Raw genomic sequence first — 20,810 nt, forward strand, 5'->3', positions numbered from 1 at the left:
GAATTAAAGAAGAAGGTGATAGCATGAAGCTTTCTACAAAGGGGAGATATGGCCTGCGGGCTATCATAGATCTGGCCAGATATGCGGAGGCGGAGCCTGTCTCTATCAGCAGCATAGCGGCGAGGCAGGAGATATCAGAGCGGTATCTTGAGCAGCTCGTCGGCCTGATGAAGAAGGCGGGGCTTGTAAAAAGCATCCGGGGTGCCGGAGGGGGCTATGTGCTGGCGCGGGATATGAAAGACATATCTGTCGGTGATGTGCTGCGTGCACTGGAAGGCAGCCTTGAGCCGGTGAAATGTGCCGCATTCTACGCGGAAGACGGCTGTATGGCGTCGGACGGCTGTGTGACAAAATATGTATGGCAGAAGATCAATGATAATATCAACCGGACGGTGGATGAAATCAAATTGGATGAATTGGTTCTGGAGAGCAGGCGTGTCAATCCGCAGGGAGAATGTGCCAATCCCCAGTGCAATAAATAAAGACTTAAGGAGGAAGAACATATGGGACAGTTTATATATTTGGATAATGCTGCGACGACAAAGACGGCGCCGGAGGTAGTGGAGGCGATGCTTCCTTATTTTACAGAGAAGTTCGGCAATCCATCCAGCGTGTATGGATTCGCCTCAGCGAACAAAGAAGTCATAACGGCACAAAGGGATATCATTGCAGACGCGCTTGGCGCCAAGAGCAATGAAATCTACTTTACGGCCGGAGGTTCGGAGGCGGATAACTGGGCGCTGAAAGCGGCGGCTGAAGCATATGCGGACAAGGGGAAACATATCATCACGACAAAGATAGAGCACCATGCGATTCTCCACACCGGAGAATATCTTGAGAGCAAAGGGTTTGATGTGACGTACCTTGATGTAGACGAAGATGGCATCATAAGGCTGGAAGAGCTGAAAAGCGCAATCCGTCCGGATACCATCCTTATATCGGTCATGTATGCCAACAATGAGATAGGGACGGTTCAGCCGATTAAGGAAATTGGGGAGATTGCCCATGAACACGGCATATTGTTCCATACAGATGCGGTACAGGCATTCGGACAGATACCCGTCAATGTTGACGAGTGCCATATAGATATGCTGAGTGCCAGCGGGCACAAGCTGAACGGACCCAAAGGAATCGGCTTCCTGTATATACGAACAGGTGTAAAGATACGTTCTTTTGTCCACGGCGGGGGCCAGGAGAGGAAGAGACGCGCGGGGACGGAAAATGTTCCGGGAATCGTTGGTCTCGGAACAGCAGTCAGCCGGGCCATCAGAACAATGGAAGAGCGAAGTGCAAAAGAAAGTGCGCTCAGAGACTATATGATAGAGCGTGTGGAAAAGGAGATTCCATACTGCAGGCTGAACGGCCACAGGAAGCACCGCCTTCCGAACAATGCCAATTTCAGCTTCCGCTTCATTGAAGGAGAGTCCCTGCTGATAATGCTGGATATGAAGGGCATCTGTGCGTCGAGCGGCTCCGCCTGCACGTCAGGTTCTCTCGACCCATCTCATGTGCTGCTGGCTATCGGTCTGCCGCATGAGATAGCTCACGGTTCGCTGCGGCTGACATTGAGCGATGAGACGACAAAGGAAGATATCGATTATGTTGTCGACAATCTGAAAGAGATCGTGGAACATCTCAGAAAGATGTCCCCGCTCTATGAAGATTTTGTAAAGAAAAATTCTTAAAACGTACGAACAAGGAGGAAGACAGACATGTACTCAGAAAAAGTGATGGATCATTTCCAGAACCCGCGTAACGTGGGAGAGATAGATGGAGCAAGCGGTGTCGGAACCGTAGGGAACGCGAAATGTGGGGATATCATGAGGATGTATCTTGACATCGATGAAAATCATATCATCCGTGATGTGAAATTCAAGACGTTCGGCTGTGGTGCGGCCGTCGCCACAAGCAGTATGGCAACAGAGCTGGTCAAGGGCAAGACGATAGAAGAGGCGCTGAAGGTGACGAACAAGGCTGTCATGGAAGCGCTGGACGGACTGCCGCCGGTAAAGGTGCACTGCTCCCTGCTTGCGGAAGAAGCAATCCACGCCGCGCTCTGGGATTACGCCGAAAAAAATGATATCAAGATAGAAGGGCTGGAGAAGCCGAAATCAGATATCCATGAGGATGAAGAAGAGGAAGAAGAAACATATTAAGTGAAGGTGTCGGTATGGATAAGAAAAAAGTTGTCGTAGGGATGTCGGGAGGCGTAGATTCTTCTGTCGCCGCTTATCTTCTGAAGGAGCAGGGCTACGATGTCATCGGTGTCACGATGCAGATATGGCAGGACGAGGAGCGTGCGGTACAGGAAGAAAACGGAGGCTGCTGCGGGCTGAGTGCTGTGGATGATGCAAGAAGGGTAGCGGCCCGCCTGGAAATTCCGTACTATGTGATGAATTTCAGACAGGAGTTCAAAGAGCAGGTTATCGACTATTTTGTGGAGGAATATACGCACGGGCGTACGCCGAATCCGTGTATCGCCTGCAACCGGTATGTGAAATGGGAGTCTCTCCTTAAAAGAAGTATGGATATCGGGGCAGATTATATCGCTACCGGTCATTATGCGAGAATCGACCAGCTTCCAAACGGAAGATATGCGCTGCAAGTGTCGGCCACAGCGGCAAAAGACCAGACATATGCGCTTTACAACCTGACGCAGGAGCAGCTTAGGCACACGCTGATGCCGGTCGGCATGTATGACAAAGAGGAGATAAGGAAGATTGCCTGTGGCCTCGGCCTCACGGTGGCAGATAAGCCGGACAGCCAGGATATCTGCTTCGTTCCGGACGGCAATTATGCTTCGTTTATTGAAAAGGAGACCGGTACAAGTGCCCGGACCGGGGACTTCGTCACTTCCGACGGTACCGTGCTTGGTACGCATAAAGGAATCATCCACTATACAGTAGGGCAGCGCAGAGGCCTGGGACTGTCTCTTGGACATCCGGCCTTCGTACTTGAGATACGTCCTGAGACGAATGAAGTTGTCGTAGGGAGCAATGAGGAAGCCATGTCTCTCTATGTAAGGGCAAACCGGGTGAACTTTATGTCCGTCAGCAGCCTGTCGGAGAAAAAGAGAGTATGGGCCAAGATTCGTTATAACCACAGAGGTGCATGGTGTACGGTGGAAGAGACAGGGACGGATGAGATATTATGTACATTTGAAGAGCCCCAGCGGGCCATCACCCCGGGACAGGCAGTCGTGCTCTATGACGGGGACCATGTCCTCGGGGGCGGAACAATTATAGGAGATGAGTAGGAAGATTATGAGAGCAGATGTTCATATGCATACATCATTTTCACATGATTCCAAGGCGGCACCGGAGGAGATGATACTCGGAGCCATAGACAGAGGCCTTGAGATGATATGTTTCACGGACCATTACGACAAAGACGAGATGGAATGGGGAGAAGAAAGCATCTTTGACCCGGAAGAATATTTTAACGTACTGCGGCCTCTTCAGGAAAAGTACAGAGGAAGGATTGACATACGTATCGGAGTGGAGCTCGGCCTCCTTCCATATCTGGGGGACTACTACAGAGCATTTACGGCCAGATATCCCTTCGACTTTGTGATCGGTTCTGTGCACAGCGTCGAATCCACTGACCCGGCAGCCGGGAAGTTGTTTGAAGATAAGACGGATGAAGAGGCATACCGGAGTGCATTTACGGAGATACTGACAGATATCCGTGCCTATCAGGACTATGACGTGCTCGGACATCTGGATTATGTGGTCCGTTACGGGGCAGGCAGAGAAAAGGCATACGTGTACGATACATTTGCTGATATTATTGATGAGATACTCAGACAGCTGATCGCTGACGGGAAAGGGTTGGAACTGAACACGGCAGGACTCAAATACGGCCTTCCGTTCGCCCATCCGCACCCGGATGTACTGAAACGTTACCGTGAACTTGGCGGAGAGATTATCACCATAGGTGCAGATGCCCATTGTCCGGAGCATATCGCCTATGACTTCCAAAAGGCAGAAGATATCCTGAAATCATGCGGCTTCAAATATTATACAGAATTTTCCGGCAGGACGCCTGTTTTTAAGCAACTTCCATAAAAATGGTAAAAGCCCTTGAATTTTTGTATCAAATTTAGTACAATTATAAACGGTTGATGATTCTTTAACGATGTTAAAGAGTTTCAAAAATAAAGGCTGTGTAACAGTTAATAAACAAACTTTAGGAGGAATTAATCATGGCAGTAAAAGTAGCGATTAATGGATTCGGGCGTATCGGACGTCTTGCATTCAGACAGATGTTCGGGGCAGAAGGGTATGAAGTAGTAGCAATCAACGACTTGACATCTCCAAAAATGTTAGCTCACTTGTTAAAATACGACTCTTCACAGGGGAAATATGCTTTGGCTGACAAGGTGGAATCTACGGATGATTCAATCATCGTAGACGGCAAAGAGATCAAGATTTACGCTAAAGCGAATGCCGAAGAACTTCCATGGGGAGAAATCGGAGTGGACGTTGTTCTTGAATGTACTGGATTCTATACATCAAAAGAAAAAGCATCTGCACATGTGAAAGCAGGAGCAAGAAAAGTCGTTATCTCAGCACCTGCCGGAAACGACCTGCCAACTATCGTATATAATGTAAACCACGACATTCTGAAACCGGAAGATACCGTTATCTCCGCAGCTTCCTGTACGACAAATTGTCTTGCACCTATGGCGAAGGCGCTGAACGACCTTGCGAAGATCAAATCAGGTATCATGTGCACGATTCACGCGTACACAGGTGATCAGATGACACTTGACGGCCCTCAGAGAAAAGGCGATCTCAGAAGATCCCGCGCAGCTGCTTTGAATATCGTTCCGAACAGCACAGGTGCTGCAAAGGCTATCGGCCTCGTTATTCCGGAACTGAACGGCAAGCTGATCGGTTCTGCACAGCGTGTTCCGACACCTACAGGATCTACGACTATCCTGACAGCAGTAGTAGACGGAACAGTTACAGTTGACGATGTAAACGCAGCTATGAAAGCAGCAGCTACAGAATCCTTCGGATATAACACAGATGAAATCGTATCCACTGACGTTATCGGTATGAGATATGGTTCACTCTTTGATGCTACCCAGACAATGGTACTGCCTTTAGATAACGGAACAACAGAAGTACAGGTCGTATCCTGGTACGACAATGAGAATTCTTACACAAGCCAGATGGTAAGAACAATCAAATACTTCTCTGAATTAGCATAAATCTGCTTTAAGACTCACAAAGGGGTCCGGTCTATATTGGGCCGGATTCCTTTTAAATTATCAGAATATTGAGGGAATTTTCATAGGGGTCAGACCCCTATGCCCTAAAGGGGTCTGACCCCTATGAAAAAGGAGGCCATCATATGCTTAATAAGAAATCAGTGGATGATATCAATGTAAAGGGAAAAAAGGTACTTGTCAGATGTGACTTCAACGTGCCGCTTATCGACGGCAAGATTACGGATGAGAACCGTCTTGTGGCGGCGCTGCCGACGATAAAGAAGCTGGCTGCGGATGGGGGCAGGGTGATTCTGTGCTCGCATCTTGGCAAACCGAAGGGAGAGGCGGTTCCTTCTCTTTCTCTTGCCCCGGTCGCTCTGCGCCTGAGCGAGCTGCTTGGACAGGAAGTGAAGTTTGCCGCTGACCCGGAAGTGGTAGGGCCGAATGCGAAAGCTGCCGCTGCAGAGATGAAGGACGGCGACATCATACTGCTTGAAAATACACGCTACAGGGCGGAGGAGACGAAGAATGGCGAGGCATTCTCCAAGGACCTTGCGTCACTGTGCGACGTGTTTGTCAATGACGCGTTTGGTACCGCACACAGGGCACACTGTTCTAATGTAGGCGTTACCCGGTTCGTAGATACGGCTGTCGTAGGTTATCTCATGCAGAAAGAGATCGATTTCCTCGGCAACGCGGTCAACAACCCTGAGAGACCGTTTGTCGCCATCCTGGGTGGGGCAAAGGTTTCCAGCAAGATATCCGTTATCGAGAATCTGCTGGACAAGGTTGACACCTTGATCATCGGAGGGGGAATGTCCTATACATTCAGCAAGGCGCAGGGCGGAAGCGTCGGCAAATCTCTCCTCGAGGAAGATTATTGTGATTATGCGATAAAGATGCTGGACAAGGCGAAGGAGAAAGGCGTCAAGCTGCTCCTTCCTGTAGATACGGTCATTGCAGATGACTTTTCTAACGATGCAAATTCCAAGGTTGTCAAGGCAGGAGAGATTCCGGCAGACTGGGAAGGGCTTGACATAGGACCTGAGACAGCCGCCATGTTCTCAGAAGCGGTAAAAGATGCAAAGACCGTGGTATGGAACGGACCGATGGGATGCTTTGAGATGCCTAACTTCGCTAAAGGTACAGAAGAGGTTGCAAAGGCCCTTGCAGACACGGACGCCACGACGATTATCGGTGGCGGAGATTCCGCTGCAGCGGTAAACCAGCTCGGATACGGTGATAAGATGTCACATATATCAACCGGCGGCGGAGCTTCGCTTGAATTCCTGGAAGGCAAGGAACTGCCGGGAGTAGCCGCGGCAAATGATAAATAGATTCTTTTGCAGATAAATTATATAAAATAGGAGATAAAAAGATGGCAAGAAGAAAGATTATAGCTGGAAACTGGAAGATGAACAAGACACCAAGCGAGGCAGTTGCGCTTGTGGAGGAATTGAAGCCGCTCGTGGCTAACGATGATGTGGACGTCGTGTTCTGCGTGCCCGCTATCGATATCATACCTGTCGTAGAGGCTTGCAAAGGAACGAACATTCAGGTTGGGGCAGAGAACATGTATTTTGAAGAGAGCGGCGCCTACACAGGTGAGATCGCTCCTGCAATGCTCACGGACGCAGGCGTATCATATGTAGTTCTCGGACACTCTGAGAGAAGAGAATATTTTGCGGAGACGAGCGAGACGGTTAATAAGAAGATGCTGAAGGCATTCGAGCACGGAATCACCCCTATCATGTGCTGTGGCGAGACGCTTGAGCAGAGGGAGCAGGGCGTTACGATGGATTTCATCCGCCAGCAGGTTAAGGTCGGATTCCTGGGAGTTACGGCAGATCAGGCAAAGACGGCCGTCATCGCTTACGAGCCGATCTGGGCCATCGGTACAGGCAAGACGGCCACGACAGAGCAGGCGCAGGAAGTATGTGCAGGAATCCGTTCATGTATCGCTGAGATTTATGATGAAGCTACAGCAGAGGCTGTCCGTATCCAGTACGGCGGTTCTGTCAATGCCGCTACGGCACCGGAACTGTTCGCCCAGGCGGATATCGACGGCGGCCTTGTTGGCGGGGCTTCCCTCAAGGCAGACTTCGGGAAAATCGTAAACTACAAATAAAGAAAGCGGGAGCCGCAGGAAGCAGATTCCTGCGGCTTTTCCCTTCCCGGCTGCATGTCACGAGACGGACGATGCCCCGATAAGATCCTGTGGGGCCAAACGATATAAAGTTGACAGGATGCCTTGAAAGATGTAGCTAAATCATGTAAAATTAGACTTTGGAAAAGAGTAAATAGTAGGAGATGAATTATGAGTAAAAAACCAACAGTATTGATGATCCTTGACGGATATGGGTTAAATGACAGCATAGAAGGAAATGCCGTGGCGGAAGGCAGGACACCTGTTATGGATAGTCTTATGGCAAAGTGCCCGTTTGTAAAAGGCTATGCCAGCGGAATGGCAGTCGGACTTCCGGACGGGCAGATGGGTAACTCTGAAGTCGGGCATCTGAACATGGGTGCAGGACGCATCGTATATCAGGACCTTACGAAGATTACGAAAGCGATTCAGGACGGCGATTTCTTTGAGAACAAGGCACTTCTGGCAGCATGTGAAAATGTGAAGAAGAACAGCTCTTCCCTTCATATGATGGGCCTTGTGTCAGACGGCGGTGTCCACAGCCACAATGAACACATATACGGGCTGCTGGAACTGGCAAAGAAACAGGGGATTGAAAACGTATATGTACACTGTTTCCTCGACGGGCGTGACACGCCGCCGGCGTCTGGGAAAGGATATGTGGAAGAGCTTGTTGCGAAAATGAAGGAGATTGGCGTCGGCGAAGTTGCCACTGTGATGGGCCGCTACTATGCTATGGACCGGGATAACCGATGGGAGCGCGTCAAGAAGGCATACGAGGCCATGGCAGAAGGCAGGGGAGAAACTGCATCCGGAGGGCCGGAGGGAATCCAGGCCTCCTATGATAAGGACACGACAGACGAGTTCGTCCTGCCTACGGTCGTGATGAAGGGCGGCGCGCCGGTGGCGACCGTAAAAGATGGAGATTCCATCATCTTCTTCAATTTCCGTCCGGACCGTGCAAGAGAGATTACGAGAACATTCTGCGATGACGAATTCGAAGGATTTGACAGAGGAGACAGGATTAAGACGACCTTCGTGTGCTTCACGGAATATGACGTGACGATTGAAAATAAGCTGGTTGCATTTGTGAAGGATGAGATTACGAACACATTTGGAGAATTTCTGGCGGCAAATGGGAAGACGCAGGCCCGAATCGCAGAGACCGAAAAGTACGCACATGTCACATTCTTCTTCAACGGTGGCGTGGAAGAGCCGAATAAGGGGGAAGACAGAATCCTTGTAAAATCTCCCAAGGTTGCTACGTATGACCTGAAACCGGAGATGAGTGCTTATGAAGTATGCGATAAGCTTGTCGAAGCTATCAAGTCTGACCGATACGACGTTATCATCATCAACTTTGCCAACCCAGACATGGTAGGACACACAGGAGTCGAAGCTGCCGCAATCAAGGCAATCGAAGCAGTAGACGCATGTGTGGGCAGAGCAGTGGCGGCACTGGAGGAAGTAGACGGGCAGATGTTCATCTGTGCAGACCACGGTAATGCAGAACAGCTCATTGATGACAAGTCAGGGGAGCCATTTACGGCACATACGACGAATCCGGTTCCCTTCATCCTTGTTAATGCCGACCCGGCGTATAAGCTGAGAGAAGGCGGATGCCTTGCAGACATCGCCCCTACCCTTATCGAGATGATGGGGATGGAGCAGCCAAAAGAGATGTCAGGAAAGTCCTTGATCGTAAGGGGAGAATAGACTTCCGCAATTGAAGCGGAAAACCAGGATTCCGATACATGCCGCCTTGCAAAGCGGCTGACATCAGAATCCTGGTTTTTATTCTTATGTAGACGGGCAGGCCGAAGGTACATGTAGATATGTGCCTTCGGCCTGCCCGTTTTATTTTGCATCATTCCATATTCTTATTGGCGGTTGACAGCATGAGCTTGATACGGTTCAGCTGGTTGACCTCGCTTGCGCCGGGGTCGAAGTCGATTGCTACCACATTGGACTTCGGATACCGCCTCCTCAGCTCTTTTATGACTCCTTTGCCTACGACATGGTTCGGAAGGCAGGCGAAGGGCTGCGTACACACGATGTTGGAGGCGCCGCTGTGGATCAGCTCCAGCATCTCACCGGTGAGGAACCAGCCTTCTCCGGTCTGGTTGCCGAGGGAGACAATTTCAGAAGCCATACGGCCAAGATCTTCTATACGGGCCGGAGGATCAAAATGCCTGCTTGCCTTAAAAGCTTCTGTAGCAGGGGCACGGAACCATTCCAGCACTTTGATGCCGAGATTGCCAAATGTCGCCTTCGATTTTTTGAATCCAAGATGTGACACCTTGAAATTCTGATTGTAGAAGCAGTAGAGCAGGAAGTCAAGCAGGTCTGGCACGACGGCCTCGGCACCTTCACTTTCCAGCAGCTCGACGAGATGGTTGTTGGCAGCCGGAAGGAACTTGACAAGTATCTCGCCGACGACGCCGACCCTTGGCTTTTTCACATCCAGCAATTGTATATTTGTGTCGAAATCTTCGATAATCTCCCTGCACAGTTTCTTGAACTTCCGTCTGGATGGATATCCCTCAGATACGAAATTAGCACATGCCTTGACCCATTTCCTGTGCATTTCATTGACAGAACCTGGCACAGCCTCATAGGGGCGCAGCCGGTATACGCACTTCATGAAGATATCTCCGAATATGGCAGCGTACACGCCGCGCAGTGCCAGGGCGGGTGTAATCTTGAATCCAGGGTTGCCCTCCAGACCGCTCAGATTGATAGAGATGACCGGTATATGCGAGTACCCCGCTTTCTTCAGTGCCCTTCGGATAAAACCTATGTAGTTGGAAGCGCGGCATCCACCGCCAGTCTGGCTGATAATGACTGCCAGCTTGTCGGTGTCGTATTTTCCGGACAGGATAGCTTCCATAATCTGCCCTACCACCATCAGGGAGGGATAACATGCGTCGTTATTGACATATTTCAACCCTACATCGACCGCCTGTTTGTTGTCGTTGGGCAGTATATCTACATTGTACCCGGATGCACGGAAGGCAGGTTCCAGCAGCTCAAAATGCATCGGTGACATCTGCGGACATAGTATCGTGTAGTCCTTGCGCATCTCTTTCGTGAACGGCACTTTCTCTATGGCAGAAGAGGAGATGCTGCGTTTCGTATTCCGCTGCTCCCTTACACGGATGGCTGCAAGCAGCGAACGTACACGGATCCTGGCAGCCCCTAAGTTATTGACTTCATCAATCTTAAGTGACGTATATATCTTGTCAGAGTCTGTCAGTATATCGGCCACCTGGTCGGTCGTAACAGCATCCAGCCCACAGCCGAACGAGTTGAGCTGAATAAGGTCCAGATTATCTACCGTCTTCACATAGTTTGCCGCGGCATAGAGTCTTGAATGGTACATCCACTGGTCCATGACGTTCAGAGGACGTTCTACCGGCTTCAGGTGCGAGATGGCATCCTCCGTAAGTACGGCGATATTATAGGAATTGATGAGCTCCGGCAGCCCATGGTTGACTTCCGGGTCGATATGGTAAGGACGCCCGGCAAGAACGATACCCCGGTTGCCGGTTTCTTCAAGGAACTTAAGCGTCTCTTCGCCTTTGCGCCTCATGTCCTGCCGGCAGGCTTCCAGCTCCTTCCACGCATCATGGACGGCAGCCTTGATATCTTCCTCCAGTATGAGGAATTTGGCGGCGAGCTCATCCGTCAGACGCCGTGACAGCGTCTCTTCATTGGCGAAGGATATGAACGGATGCATGAAATCCACTTCTCCATTGGCAATAGCATCGATGTTGTTCTTGATGTTTTCCGGATAGGAAGTTACAATCGGGCAGTTATAGTGATTGTTGGCATCTGAGAACTCGTTGCGCTCATAAGGGATAGAAGGGTAGAAGATATGCTCGAGCCCCTCGTTAATGAGCCATTGTATATGCCCATGTGCAAGCTTTGCCGGATAACACTCAGATTCGCTTGGGATGGACTCGATTCCAAGCTCATATATCTTACGGGTAGAGGCCGGGGTCAACACGACACGGAAGCCAAGTTTCGTAAAAAAGGTAAACCAGAACGGGTAATTCTCGTACATGTTCAGGACACGGGGAATCCCGACGGTACCACGTACGGCTTCCTCATCACTGAGCGGCGTATAGTCAAAATAACGCCTGGCCTTATAATCGAACAGGTTCGGCAGCTTGTTTTCATTCTTCTCCTTGCCAAGCCCCCTTTCGCAACGGTTACCTGTGATGAACTTGCGTCCTCCGCTGAAATGGTTGATCGTGAGGCGGCAGTTGTTCGTACAGCCTTTGCACTTCGTCATGGTTGTCCTGTATTCCAATGCCTTGATATCCTCGATGGAAAGCATGGTAGTGCCCTCGCAGCTGATATAACGCTCCCGGGCAATGAGCGCTGCGCCGAAAGCCCCCATAATACCTGCGATATCGGGACGTATGGCCTGGCAGCCTGCAATCTTCTCAAAGCTTCTTAAAACGGCGTTGTTATAGAACGTACCGCCCTGCACGACGATATGGCGCCCAAGTTCTGCGGCGCTGGACACTTTGATGACTTTGAACAGAGCGTTCTTGATTACCGAATAAGCGAGACCGGCGGAGATGTCAGCTACTTCGGCTCCTTCTTTCTGCGCCTGCTTGACCTTTGAATTCATGAAAACGGTACAGCGTGTACCAAGGTCAATCGGATTCCTGGCAAACAGCGCTTCATGAGCAAAATCTTCTACCGAATAGTTCAGTGATTTTGCAAATGTCTCTATAAAGGAACCACAGCCGGAAGAGCATGCTTCGTTAAGCTGCACGCTGTCCACAGTCTGGTTTTTTATTTTGATACATTTCATATCCTGGCCGCCGATGTCCAGGATACAGTCAACATCCGGTTCGAAGAAGGAAGCGGCATAATAATGGGCTACCGTTTCCACCTCTCCCTCATCAAGCAGAAGGGCAGCTTTGATCAGTGCCTCCCCATACCCGGTTGAGCAGGAATGGACGATTTCCACCTCTTCCGGAAGCTGGCTGTAGATGTCTTTGATGGCATGGATCGTCGTTCCGAGCGGATCCCCTTCGTTATTGTGGTAGAAAGAGTAGAGCAGAGTACCATCTTCTCCCACAAGGGCAGCTTTTGTGGTGGTCGACCCGGCGTCGACGCCGAGGAACGCTTTGCCCTTATATGTGGCAAGGTCTTTCACCGGTACCTGATGCTTGTCATGGCGTCCTTTGAATTCCGTATAGTCCGCCTCGCTGGAAAACAGGGGCTCCATACGGTCCACTTCAAATTCCATCTTTATCTTGCCCGCCAGCCTGTTCTGCATCTCCTGTATCGGGATATCCAGATCCTTCTTGGAATTCAGGGCAGAGCCGATAGCCGCAAAGAGATGGGAATGCTTTGGAGCAATCGTGTGTTCGTCATCCAACTTCAGCGTACGGACAAATGCTTCCTTAAGCTCCGACAGGAAGTGGAGAGGGCCCCCCAGAAAAGCGACATGGCCCCGGATCGGCTTGCCGCACGCTAGCCCGCTGATCGTCTGGTTTACGACAGCCTGAAAAATAGATGCGGCCAGATCTTCTTTGGAGGCCCCCTCATTGATCAGAGGCTGAATGTCGGATTTGGCAAATACGCCGCAGCGGGCGGCGATGGAATACAAGGCCTTATAATTCCTGGCATATTCGTTGAGCCCGGAAGCGTCTGTCTGCAGCAGGGAGGCCATCTGGTCGATAAATGAGCCCGTGCCGCCGGCACATACGCCGTTCATGCGCTGCTCCACATTGCCGTTTTCAAAATAGATGATCTTGGCATCTTCTCCTCCAAGCTCTATGGCAACGTCAGTCTGCGGAGCATAATCCTGAAGGGAGGTCGATACGGCGATTACCTCCTGGACAAAAGGGACGCCTAAGTGCTTGGCAAGCGTAAGACCGCCGGATCCGGTGATGACCGGCGATACCTGTATAGGGCCAAGCTTATAGACCGCCCTGCCAAGAAGGTCGGTGAGGGTTTCCTGAATATTGGCAAAGTGCCTTTCATAGTCTGAAAAGACGACATCGTTATTGTCATCTAAAACGGCGATTTTGACCGTCGTAGAGCCAATATCAATACCCAATGTATATAATTCTCTATGACTCATGATATGTACTCCTTATACTGGTAAATTATGTATTGCTTCTTATTAAATGTAGTTAGCCATTTACAACTTGTAACATTATACGACAAAAAAAGCGAAAAGACAATTCGCAAATGTAATAGATTTATAAAATTGCTGTTAAACTTCATAGGTATAAATTGACAAACAGAGTGTGAAACGGTAGAATGTCTACAGTGTCTAACATATGAAAGCAGGGAGCAAATATATGAATTGGTTGAATAAACTTGAACGGAAATTCGGCAGATATGCCATTCCGAACCTGATGAATTATATTATTATCTTATATGGAGCCGGTTTTGTGCTGAACCTTCTGAATCCTCAGTTCTATCCTCAATATCTGAGCCTGAATGCCGAGGCGATCCTTCACGGACAGGTCTGGAGAATTGTAACCTTCATCATCCAGCCGCCATCAACCAGCATTCTGTTTGCCGCGCTCTTCCTGTATCTGTATTATATGATAGGAAGGCAGCTGGAGATGGCATGGGGGGCATTCCGGTTTAACCTGTATTTTCTTGCAGGCGTACTGTTCCACGTAATTGCCGCGATTCTGGTATACCTGATAACAGGGGTGACGCTTACTCTGAATACCGGGTATCTGAACTTGTCCTTGTTCTTTGCATTTGCCGCGCTGTATCCAGAGGTACAGCTGCTCGTGTTTTTTGTCATACCGGTGAAGGTGAAGTGGCTGGCCTGGCTTGACGGGGCTTTCTTCGTCTGGGCGATCATACAGGCGTTCCTGCCCGCTTACGGCGGAGGCTTATACGGCATCCTCTATAAGGCGAATGCCCTTGCGGCGGCAGTTTCCATCCTGAATTTCGCAATATTTTTCTTCGGTTCCAGGAATATGAGGCCGTATTCACCGAAGCAGGTAAAGCGGAAGAAGGAATTTTATAAAAAGGTCCAGCAGGCGAAAAGGCCGGACAATGTATATGAAAACGGTGCCCGGCACAAATGTGCGGTCTGCGGCAGGACTGAACTTGATGACCCGAACCTGGAATTCAGATATTGCTCCAAATGCAACGGCAATTACGAATACTGCCAAGATCATCTGTTTACACACACGCATGTAAAATAAGTAAGGAAAGAGAGAATAATATAAGAGGTTATATGATTATGAAGAAAACAAAAATCATCTGTACGATGGGACCAAATACGAATGACGCAGGACTGATGAGGAGGCTGATTCAAAATGGCATGGACATTGCAAGATTCAATTTCTCCCATGGGGATCATGAAGAGCAGAAGTCCAGAATGGATATGCTCAAGAAGATTCGGGAAGAGGAGAAGAAGCCGGTTGCCATCCTGCTCGACACGAAAGGACCTGAGATTCGTACAGGAGTATTGAAAGGCGGTAAAAAGGTCAGCCTGGATGCCGGCGATAAATTTGTGCTGACGACAAAGGATATAGAAGGGGATAAGACAAGGGTCTCGATTACATATGGAGGTCTTGTGGAGGATGTCCAGCTCGGCAAGAAGATTCTGATTGATGACGGTCTCATAGAGCTGACCGTACGCGAGAAGACAGATACAGATATCATCTGTACAGTCGATAACGGCGGAGAGCTTGGAGAGCGCAAAGGTGTCAATGTGCCGAACGTACCGATACGTCTGCCTGCAATTACAGAAAAGGATAAGGAAGACTTGAAGTTCGGGGTGGAACAGGAAGTAGACTTCATCGCTGCATCCTTTGTCAGGAATGCAGAATGCATTCTGGAAATCAGAGCATGGCTCAAAGAATGCGGCTCCCCTTATATTCCGATTATCGCCAAGATAGAGAATGCGGAAGGCATCAAGAATATAGAAGAGATCATACGGTGCGCAGACGGCGTCATGGTAGCCAGAGGTGACCTGGGCGTAGAGATACCGGCCGAGGAAGTACCGTATCTTCAGAAGATGCTTATCCAGAAGTGTAATGACTACTATAAGCCGGTTATCACTGCTACACAGATGCTGGATTCTATGATCCGCAATCCCCGTCCCACAAGGGCGGAAGTGACTGATGTCGCAAACGCGGTCTATGACGGTACGGACGCGGTGATGCTCTCCGGCGAGACGGCACAGGGGAAATATCCACTGGAAGCGCTCCAGATGATGGTGCACATTGTGGAAAATACGGAAGAACACCTCGACTATGAGGTGATTCTGGAAAAGGCCGCAGAGCATAAGAGAAAAGGAATCTCCAGTGCTATCGGCTATGCGTCCGTAGCAGCCGCAGATAATCTGGGAGCTAAATGTATCGTGACGCCCTCTGTCTCCGGGGCTACTGCAAGGGTAGTCTCAAAGTTCAAGCCGAAGGCAGATATCATCGGTGTGACGCCGAACGAGGCGACGCTGAGAAGGATGCAGATATATTGGGGGGTAAGACCGTACAAATCAATCGAATTCAATACGACCGAAGATATACTGACTGGTGCAATCGAGCTGATCAGCGCAAAGCAGGTGGTGGAACCGGGGGACATCATCGTGCTGACGGCAGGCATACCTTCCCCGAATATCAAGCGCTCAAAAGAAGGCGTCAGCAATATGATGAGAATAGCAGTGGTAGATTAGGAGAATGGCACGGTATTACCGTGCTTTTTTCTATTATCATACGGTTTATTATTGACAGCCGGCACGGAATGTAATATAGTGTTCCTATGGAGAACTACTAGAAGAAAGCGAAGGACAAAAAGATGGAAAGTACGACATTTGTTGAACGTCTGCTGGAATTTGGACTGACGAGGCAGGAGGCCGCCATATACCAATGCCTTCTGGGAGAGGGAAAGACGACAGGATATGAGGTTGCCAAGCTGATAGGTATATCCAGATCCAATGCCTATAATTCCCTTGCAAGCCTTACGGAAAAAGGAGGGGCTTATCTGGTGGAAGAAGGTACGACGAGGAAATATGTGCCGGTACCGCTCAGGGAGTTCTGCAAGAATCATATAAGGATGCTGGAGGAATCAAGAAACTGGCTTATAGCGCATCTTCCGAATGAAAAGAGCAGTGCGGAAGGATATATAACGATAGAAGGCGCCCGCCACATACTGGATAAGATGAAGAACCTGCTCGGACAGGCAGAGAACAGAGTATATATCTCATGTACGCGCAATTACCTGCTCCTTTTCGTGCGTGAGCTGGAAGACCTTGTCTCAGCGAGAAAGAAGGTCGTAATTATCACGGACCGGCCTGTCCATCTCGCCAATGTGAAAGTATACCTGGGAGAGGACAGAGGGATGCAGATAGGGCTTATCACAGACTCAAAATATGTACTGACAGGAGAGTACGGGGAGGGCAGCCTGAATACGTGCCTGTATTCCGGGCAGAAGAACTTTGTAGAGCTGTATAAGAGGGCATTGGGGAATGAGATAAAACTACTTGCGCTACGGGAGGAGAATAAAGAATCATGAAAAAAGAGACATTTGTAAATAAAGAGCAGCTGGATAAAATCATAGAAGAATATCCGACTCCATTCCATCTGTATGATGAGAAGGGAATCCGCGCGAATATGCAGGCACTCAGGGATGCATTCTCATGGAACAAAGGATATAAAGAATATTTTGCCGTAAAAGCGACACCCAATCCGTTTCTTATCGACATCCTCCGGGAATATGGCTGTGGCTGCGATTGTTCTTCCTATACAGAGCTGATGCTGTCGGAGGCGGTTGGAATTACCGGGGATGACATCATGTTCTCTTCAAATGATACGCCTGCGGAAGAGTTCGTATATGCGGAAAAGCTAGGTGCAGTCATCAACCTGGATGATATCACCCATATTGATTTTCTGGAAGAGGCGATTGGCTATATCCCCGAGACGATAAGCTGCCGTTATAATCCGGGAGGCCTGTTCAAGATCAGCAACGATATCATGGACAATCCGGGGGATTCCAAATACGGCATGACAACAGAACAGCTGTTTGAAGCATTCAAGATACTGAAAGCGAAAGGTGCCAGAGAATTTGGCATCCATGCATTCCTTGCCAGCAATACGGTGACGAACGAATACTATCCGATGCTTGCCAAGATATTATTTGAAGAGGCGGTCAGGCTTCAGAAGGAAACGGGAGTACATATTAAATTTATCAATCTTTCGGGTGGTATCGGCATTCCGTATACGCCGGACCAGGAGCCGAACGATATAAGAATCATCGGTGACGGCGTACGCCGTGTATTTGAGGAAATTCTCGTTCCGGCCGGTATGGGGGACGTAGAGATTTATACGGAGCTTGGCCGGTTTATGCTCGGGCCTTACGGATGCCTTGTGACGGAAGCGATTCATGAAAAGCACACCCACAAAGAATATATCGGCGTGGATGCCTGTGCCGTTAATCTCATGCGTCCGGCAATGTACGGGGCATACCACCATGTCACCGTGATGGGGAAGGAAGACGGTCCGTGCGACCACAAGTATGATATCGTCGGCTCTCTCTGCGAGAACAACGACAAATTCGCTATCGACCGTATGCTGCCCGAGATTGGAATGGGAGACATCCTCGTCATCCATGACACAGGAGCGCACGGATTCTCCATGGGCTACAATTATAACGGCAAGCTGAAATCTGCGGAAGTTCTGCTGAAGGAAGACGGCAGCACGCAGCTCATTAGAAGGGCTGAGACGCCGGCAGATTACTTTGCCACATTTGACTGCTTTGATATCGGTAAAAAATTGCTGAAATAGTAATGGAAATTGCTTTTTCATGCTGCTTGATATATAATAAATACATTAACTATTTATGTAGGAGGGTTACTATGAAGAAAGCAAAGAAAAGGATTCTGCCTGCGCTTTTGGCCGTATTGGCTATGGTAGTGCTGAGCGGCTGCGGTGGAATGTCCAAAGAAGATGCAAAGGCATATGCGCAGTCTGTACTTGATGCACAGTATAAAGGAGAATTTAAAGAGTATATCAAGCAGACGGAATCCACCGAGAAGGAAGCAAAAGAAATGTATGAAGGCAATCTGGACCAGATGCTCACGGAAGCCGGCATAGACAAGTCTACGTTGCCAGAGGAGATGGTTGAAAATTACAGAAACCTGTTCCTGGACGTCGGAAAACAGGTGGACTATAAGCTTGGTGATGCCAAAGAGGCAGACGATGACTCCTTTACCATCGATGTAAAGATAAAGCCCCTGACAGCGTTCGAGGGACTCGAAGATGAAGTTTTAAGCGCGGTGCAGTCAGAGCTTGCAGATACGGAAGAGATACCGGCGCAAGACAAAATCAATGAACTGGTGTATGGGAAAATGTATGATCTTCTCTCGGAGAAGATAGCCAACCCGGAATATGGGGACGAGCAGGTCATCACAATCCATGTAAAGCCGGATAAAGAAGGCGTATACTATATCCCGGACGAAGATTTGACAGCTTTGGACAATGCGTCACTTTTATAAAATAATTGTTGTAATTAACAGAACAATATGATACAATAAATCTCGGCTTGAGAAAGCCGGGATGAGCGGATGTGGCGGAATGGCAGACGCACAAGACTCAAAATCTTGCGGGGGCGACCTCGTGTGGGTTCAAGTCCCACCATCCGCATTCGATTAGGCACACCGGATACCGTAATACCAACGGTATCCGGTGTTTTTTTTAGAAAATCTTAAAGTGTCCCTCCATGTCCCGGTGCAAATTGTTAAGATGCACCTACCAAAACAAAAGGAGGAACACAGCATGGAAGAAAACGTAAGCTTCATACCGGAAATTTATATCGGCGAAAATGGCAACTGGTTTATCAACAACTATGATACAGGGGTCAAAGCAAGAGGTGATGACGGAATCACGCCACATATCGGAGCAAATGGCTGCTGGTACATAGGAGAGTCAGATACCGGAGTCCCGGCAACCGGTCCGAAAGGCGACAAAGGAGACGAAGGGCCAAGAGGCTCCCAGGGACTGACAGGAGCAACAGGGCCGCAAGGTGCTACCGGTCCACAAGGATTGACAGGCCCACAGGGGCCGACGGGAGCTACGGGCCCACAGGGGGCAACCGGTCCGAAAGGAGATACCGGCCCTGCAGGTCCACAAGGGCCAACCGGGGCTACCGGACCAAAAGGTGACATGGGTGTCGCCGGACCACAGGGTCCAAAAGGTGACAGAGGAGACGCAGGACCGGTAAATATTGCCGACAATCTGGATACGGACGAAGAAGGGTTTGCGCTGGATGCGAGACAGGGTAAGAAGCTTCATGAAGACCTGCAGGCCGTAAGCAGTATCCTGGACGGTGCTGTGCTTAATATCAGTTCATATCTGAAGCCGTCAAATGATATCCTGGCAGAGGCATTGAAGACGCAGCATATGCTGTCCCTCGTGTCATCCGGGGAATATACGATAAACGTGCCGAACAAGTATTACAAATATACACTTGGAATCGTGCTGAGGCGTACGAGCGACCAGATTACGATAATCCTCTTTGGCAGGGATAACGGGCTGGCGACAAACCGATGGGACGGAACAAGCTGGAGCGGCTGGAAGATAAGGTAACAGCTTCCATATTGAGTTTCGGAGCAATACGGCGTATAATATCCTTAATACTAAGACGAAGGAGTGTTTTCATTGAAACGTTGCATTGTAATGGCTGGAATAGTTGAAGTGGCAGATGAAGCATACAGGAGGATTATAAAATGGCTATTCCAGAAAAACGCGTCTATCCACGTACGGGGGACAAAGATACCGTATATTTAGAGAACGTAATCAACAATCCGAACATAACCGTCGGCAGCTACACGATGTATAATGATTTTGTAAATGACCCGGTTCTGTTCGAGAAGAACAATGTATTATACCATTATCCCGTCAATGATGATAAGCTTGTAATCGGGAAATTCTGTTCCATCGCGTGCGGTGCAAGATTTCTGTTCAACAGTGCAAACCACAGCATGCATTCATTGTCCACGTATCCGTTCCCGCTCTTCTATGAAGAATGGGGGCTCGAGCGCAGGGACGTGGCTCGTTCCTGGGACAACAAAGGGGATATCATAGTAGGCAATGACGTATGGATTGGATATGAGGCTGTGATTCTTGCAGGCATCACCATAGGAGACGGGGCAATCATCGGTGCACGTTCGCTCGTGACAAAAGATGTGCCGCCGTATACGATAGTCGGAGGCGTGCCGGCAAGACCGATAAGAAAGCGGTTTTCCGAGGAGACTATCCATGACTTGTCAGAAATCAAGTGGTGGGACTGGCCGAAGGAAAAAATAGCGGCTAAGATGAACGCGATACAGTCAGGCTGTATAGAAGAAATGAGAGTTTCGTAAAGCTGCGGCGGTTGACCATGTGACGTTGCTGTAAAAAGAGCCGGAATCAGGCAGGGGATGTTGTCTTATATAACAACCCCGTACCT

At 49.3% G+C, this 20,810-nt stretch carries 17 protein-coding genes and 1 tRNA gene; 17 read left to right on the forward strand and 1 reads right to left on the reverse strand.

The window, feature by feature from the left end; all coding sequences use genetic code 11:
• Positions 1–23: 23 nt before the first annotated feature.
• The 9 genes from HJV72_RS01015 to gpmI all read left to right on the forward strand — a co-directional run bounded on the left by HJV72_RS01015 (position 24) and on the right by gpmI (position 9,080).
• The gene (locus tag HJV72_RS01015; protein WP_208067960.1) at positions 24–482 is read left to right on the forward strand and encodes an RrF2 family transcriptional regulator; all 459 of its coding nucleotides are present in this window, start codon (positions 24–26) and stop codon (positions 480–482) included.
• A 21-nt stretch (positions 483–503) separates the two neighbouring features.
• Positions 504–1,685, forward strand: a complete 1,182-nt coding sequence (gene nifS, locus HJV72_RS01020) for a cysteine desulfurase NifS (RefSeq protein WP_208067962.1) — start codon at positions 504–506, stop codon at positions 1,683–1,685.
• Between the two features lie 27 nt (positions 1,686–1,712).
• Positions 1,713–2,156 (forward strand): Fe-S cluster assembly scaffold protein NifU, encoded by a 444-nt coding sequence (nifU, locus tag HJV72_RS01025; protein ID WP_208067964.1) that lies wholly within the window; start codon positions 1,713–1,715, stop codon positions 2,154–2,156.
• A 14-nt stretch (positions 2,157–2,170) separates the two neighbouring features.
• On the forward strand, positions 2,171–3,256 hold the full coding sequence (gene mnmA / locus HJV72_RS01030) for a tRNA 2-thiouridine(34) synthase MnmA (RefSeq protein WP_208067966.1): 1,086 nt from the start codon (positions 2,171–2,173) through the stop codon (positions 3,254–3,256).
• Between the two features lie 7 nt (positions 3,257–3,263).
• Complete coding sequence (locus HJV72_RS01035) at positions 3,264–4,067, forward strand: histidinol-phosphatase HisJ family protein (protein WP_208067968.1); 804 nt, start codon at positions 3,264–3,266, stop codon at positions 4,065–4,067.
• Between the two features lie 137 nt (positions 4,068–4,204).
• Positions 4,205–5,218 (forward strand): type I glyceraldehyde-3-phosphate dehydrogenase, encoded by a 1,014-nt coding sequence (gap, locus tag HJV72_RS01040; RefSeq protein WP_049728083.1) that lies wholly within the window; start codon positions 4,205–4,207, stop codon positions 5,216–5,218.
• A 143-nt stretch (positions 5,219–5,361) separates the two neighbouring features.
• Entirely contained in the window at positions 5,362–6,555 is a 1,194-nt protein-coding gene (locus HJV72_RS01045; RefSeq protein WP_208067970.1) for a phosphoglycerate kinase, read from the forward strand.
• Between the two features lie 41 nt (positions 6,556–6,596).
• The gene (gene tpiA / locus HJV72_RS01050; protein ID WP_208067972.1) at positions 6,597–7,346 is read left to right on the forward strand and encodes a triose-phosphate isomerase; all 750 of its coding nucleotides are present in this window, start codon (positions 6,597–6,599) and stop codon (positions 7,344–7,346) included.
• A 189-nt stretch (positions 7,347–7,535) separates the two neighbouring features.
• Positions 7,536–9,080: a 2,3-bisphosphoglycerate-independent phosphoglycerate mutase gene (gene gpmI, locus HJV72_RS01055; RefSeq protein ID WP_208067974.1), complete on the forward strand. Its 1,545-nt coding sequence runs from the start codon at positions 7,536–7,538 to the stop codon at positions 9,078–9,080.
• Positions 9,081–9,231: 151 nt separating this feature from the next.
• Here gpmI and HJV72_RS01060 read toward each other — a convergent pair whose 3' ends face one another.
• Positions 9,232–13,473 carry a 2-hydroxyacyl-CoA dehydratase gene (locus HJV72_RS01060; protein WP_208067976.1) on the reverse strand — a complete coding sequence of 1,414 codons (4,242 nt, stop codon included), beginning with the start codon at positions 13,471–13,473 and terminating at the stop codon, positions 9,232–9,234.
• A 223-nt stretch (positions 13,474–13,696) separates the two neighbouring features.
• Between HJV72_RS01060 and HJV72_RS01065 the strand changes: the two genes are divergently transcribed.
• The 8 genes from HJV72_RS01065 to HJV72_RS01100 all read left to right on the forward strand — a co-directional run bounded on the left by HJV72_RS01065 (position 13,697) and on the right by HJV72_RS01100 (position 20,724).
• On the forward strand, positions 13,697–14,566 hold the full coding sequence (locus tag HJV72_RS01065) for a hypothetical protein (RefSeq protein WP_208067978.1): 870 nt from the start codon (positions 13,697–13,699) through the stop codon (positions 14,564–14,566).
• 38 nt (positions 14,567–14,604) lie between these two features.
• Positions 14,605–16,041 carry a pyruvate kinase gene (gene pyk, locus HJV72_RS01070; protein ID WP_208067979.1) on the forward strand — a complete coding sequence of 479 codons (1,437 nt, stop codon included), beginning with the start codon at positions 14,605–14,607 and terminating at the stop codon, positions 16,039–16,041.
• Between the two features lie 122 nt (positions 16,042–16,163).
• Positions 16,164–16,880, forward strand: a complete 717-nt coding sequence (locus HJV72_RS01075) for a TrmB family transcriptional regulator (protein WP_208067981.1) — start codon at positions 16,164–16,166, stop codon at positions 16,878–16,880.
• Positions 16,877–18,148: a diaminopimelate decarboxylase gene (locus tag HJV72_RS01080; protein WP_208067983.1), complete on the forward strand. Its 1,272-nt coding sequence runs from the start codon at positions 16,877–16,879 to the stop codon at positions 18,146–18,148. Before HJV72_RS01075 ends, HJV72_RS01080 begins: the two co-directional genes overlap by 4 nt.
• A 71-nt stretch (positions 18,149–18,219) precedes the next feature.
• Complete coding sequence (locus HJV72_RS01085; RefSeq protein ID WP_243765474.1) at positions 18,220–18,858, forward strand: hypothetical protein; 639 nt, start codon at positions 18,220–18,222, stop codon at positions 18,856–18,858.
• Between the two features lie 65 nt (positions 18,859–18,923).
• Positions 18,924–19,006: transfer RNA gene (locus HJV72_RS01090), tRNA-Leu, on the forward strand.
• A gap of 132 nt (positions 19,007–19,138) precedes the next feature.
• Positions 19,139–19,948 (forward strand): collagen-like protein, encoded by an 810-nt coding sequence (locus tag HJV72_RS20065; RefSeq protein ID WP_243765475.1) that lies wholly within the window; start codon positions 19,139–19,141, stop codon positions 19,946–19,948.
• A 140-nt stretch (positions 19,949–20,088) separates the two neighbouring features.
• Positions 20,089–20,724: a CatB-related O-acetyltransferase gene (locus tag HJV72_RS01100; protein ID WP_208067986.1), complete on the forward strand. Its 636-nt coding sequence runs from the start codon at positions 20,089–20,091 to the stop codon at positions 20,722–20,724.
• Positions 20,725–20,810: the final 86 nt, after the last annotated feature.

It is taken from the genome of Extibacter sp. GGCC_0201 (genome assembly GCF_017566055.1).
GTDB lineage: Bacteria > Bacillota > Clostridia > Lachnospirales > Lachnospiraceae > Extibacter.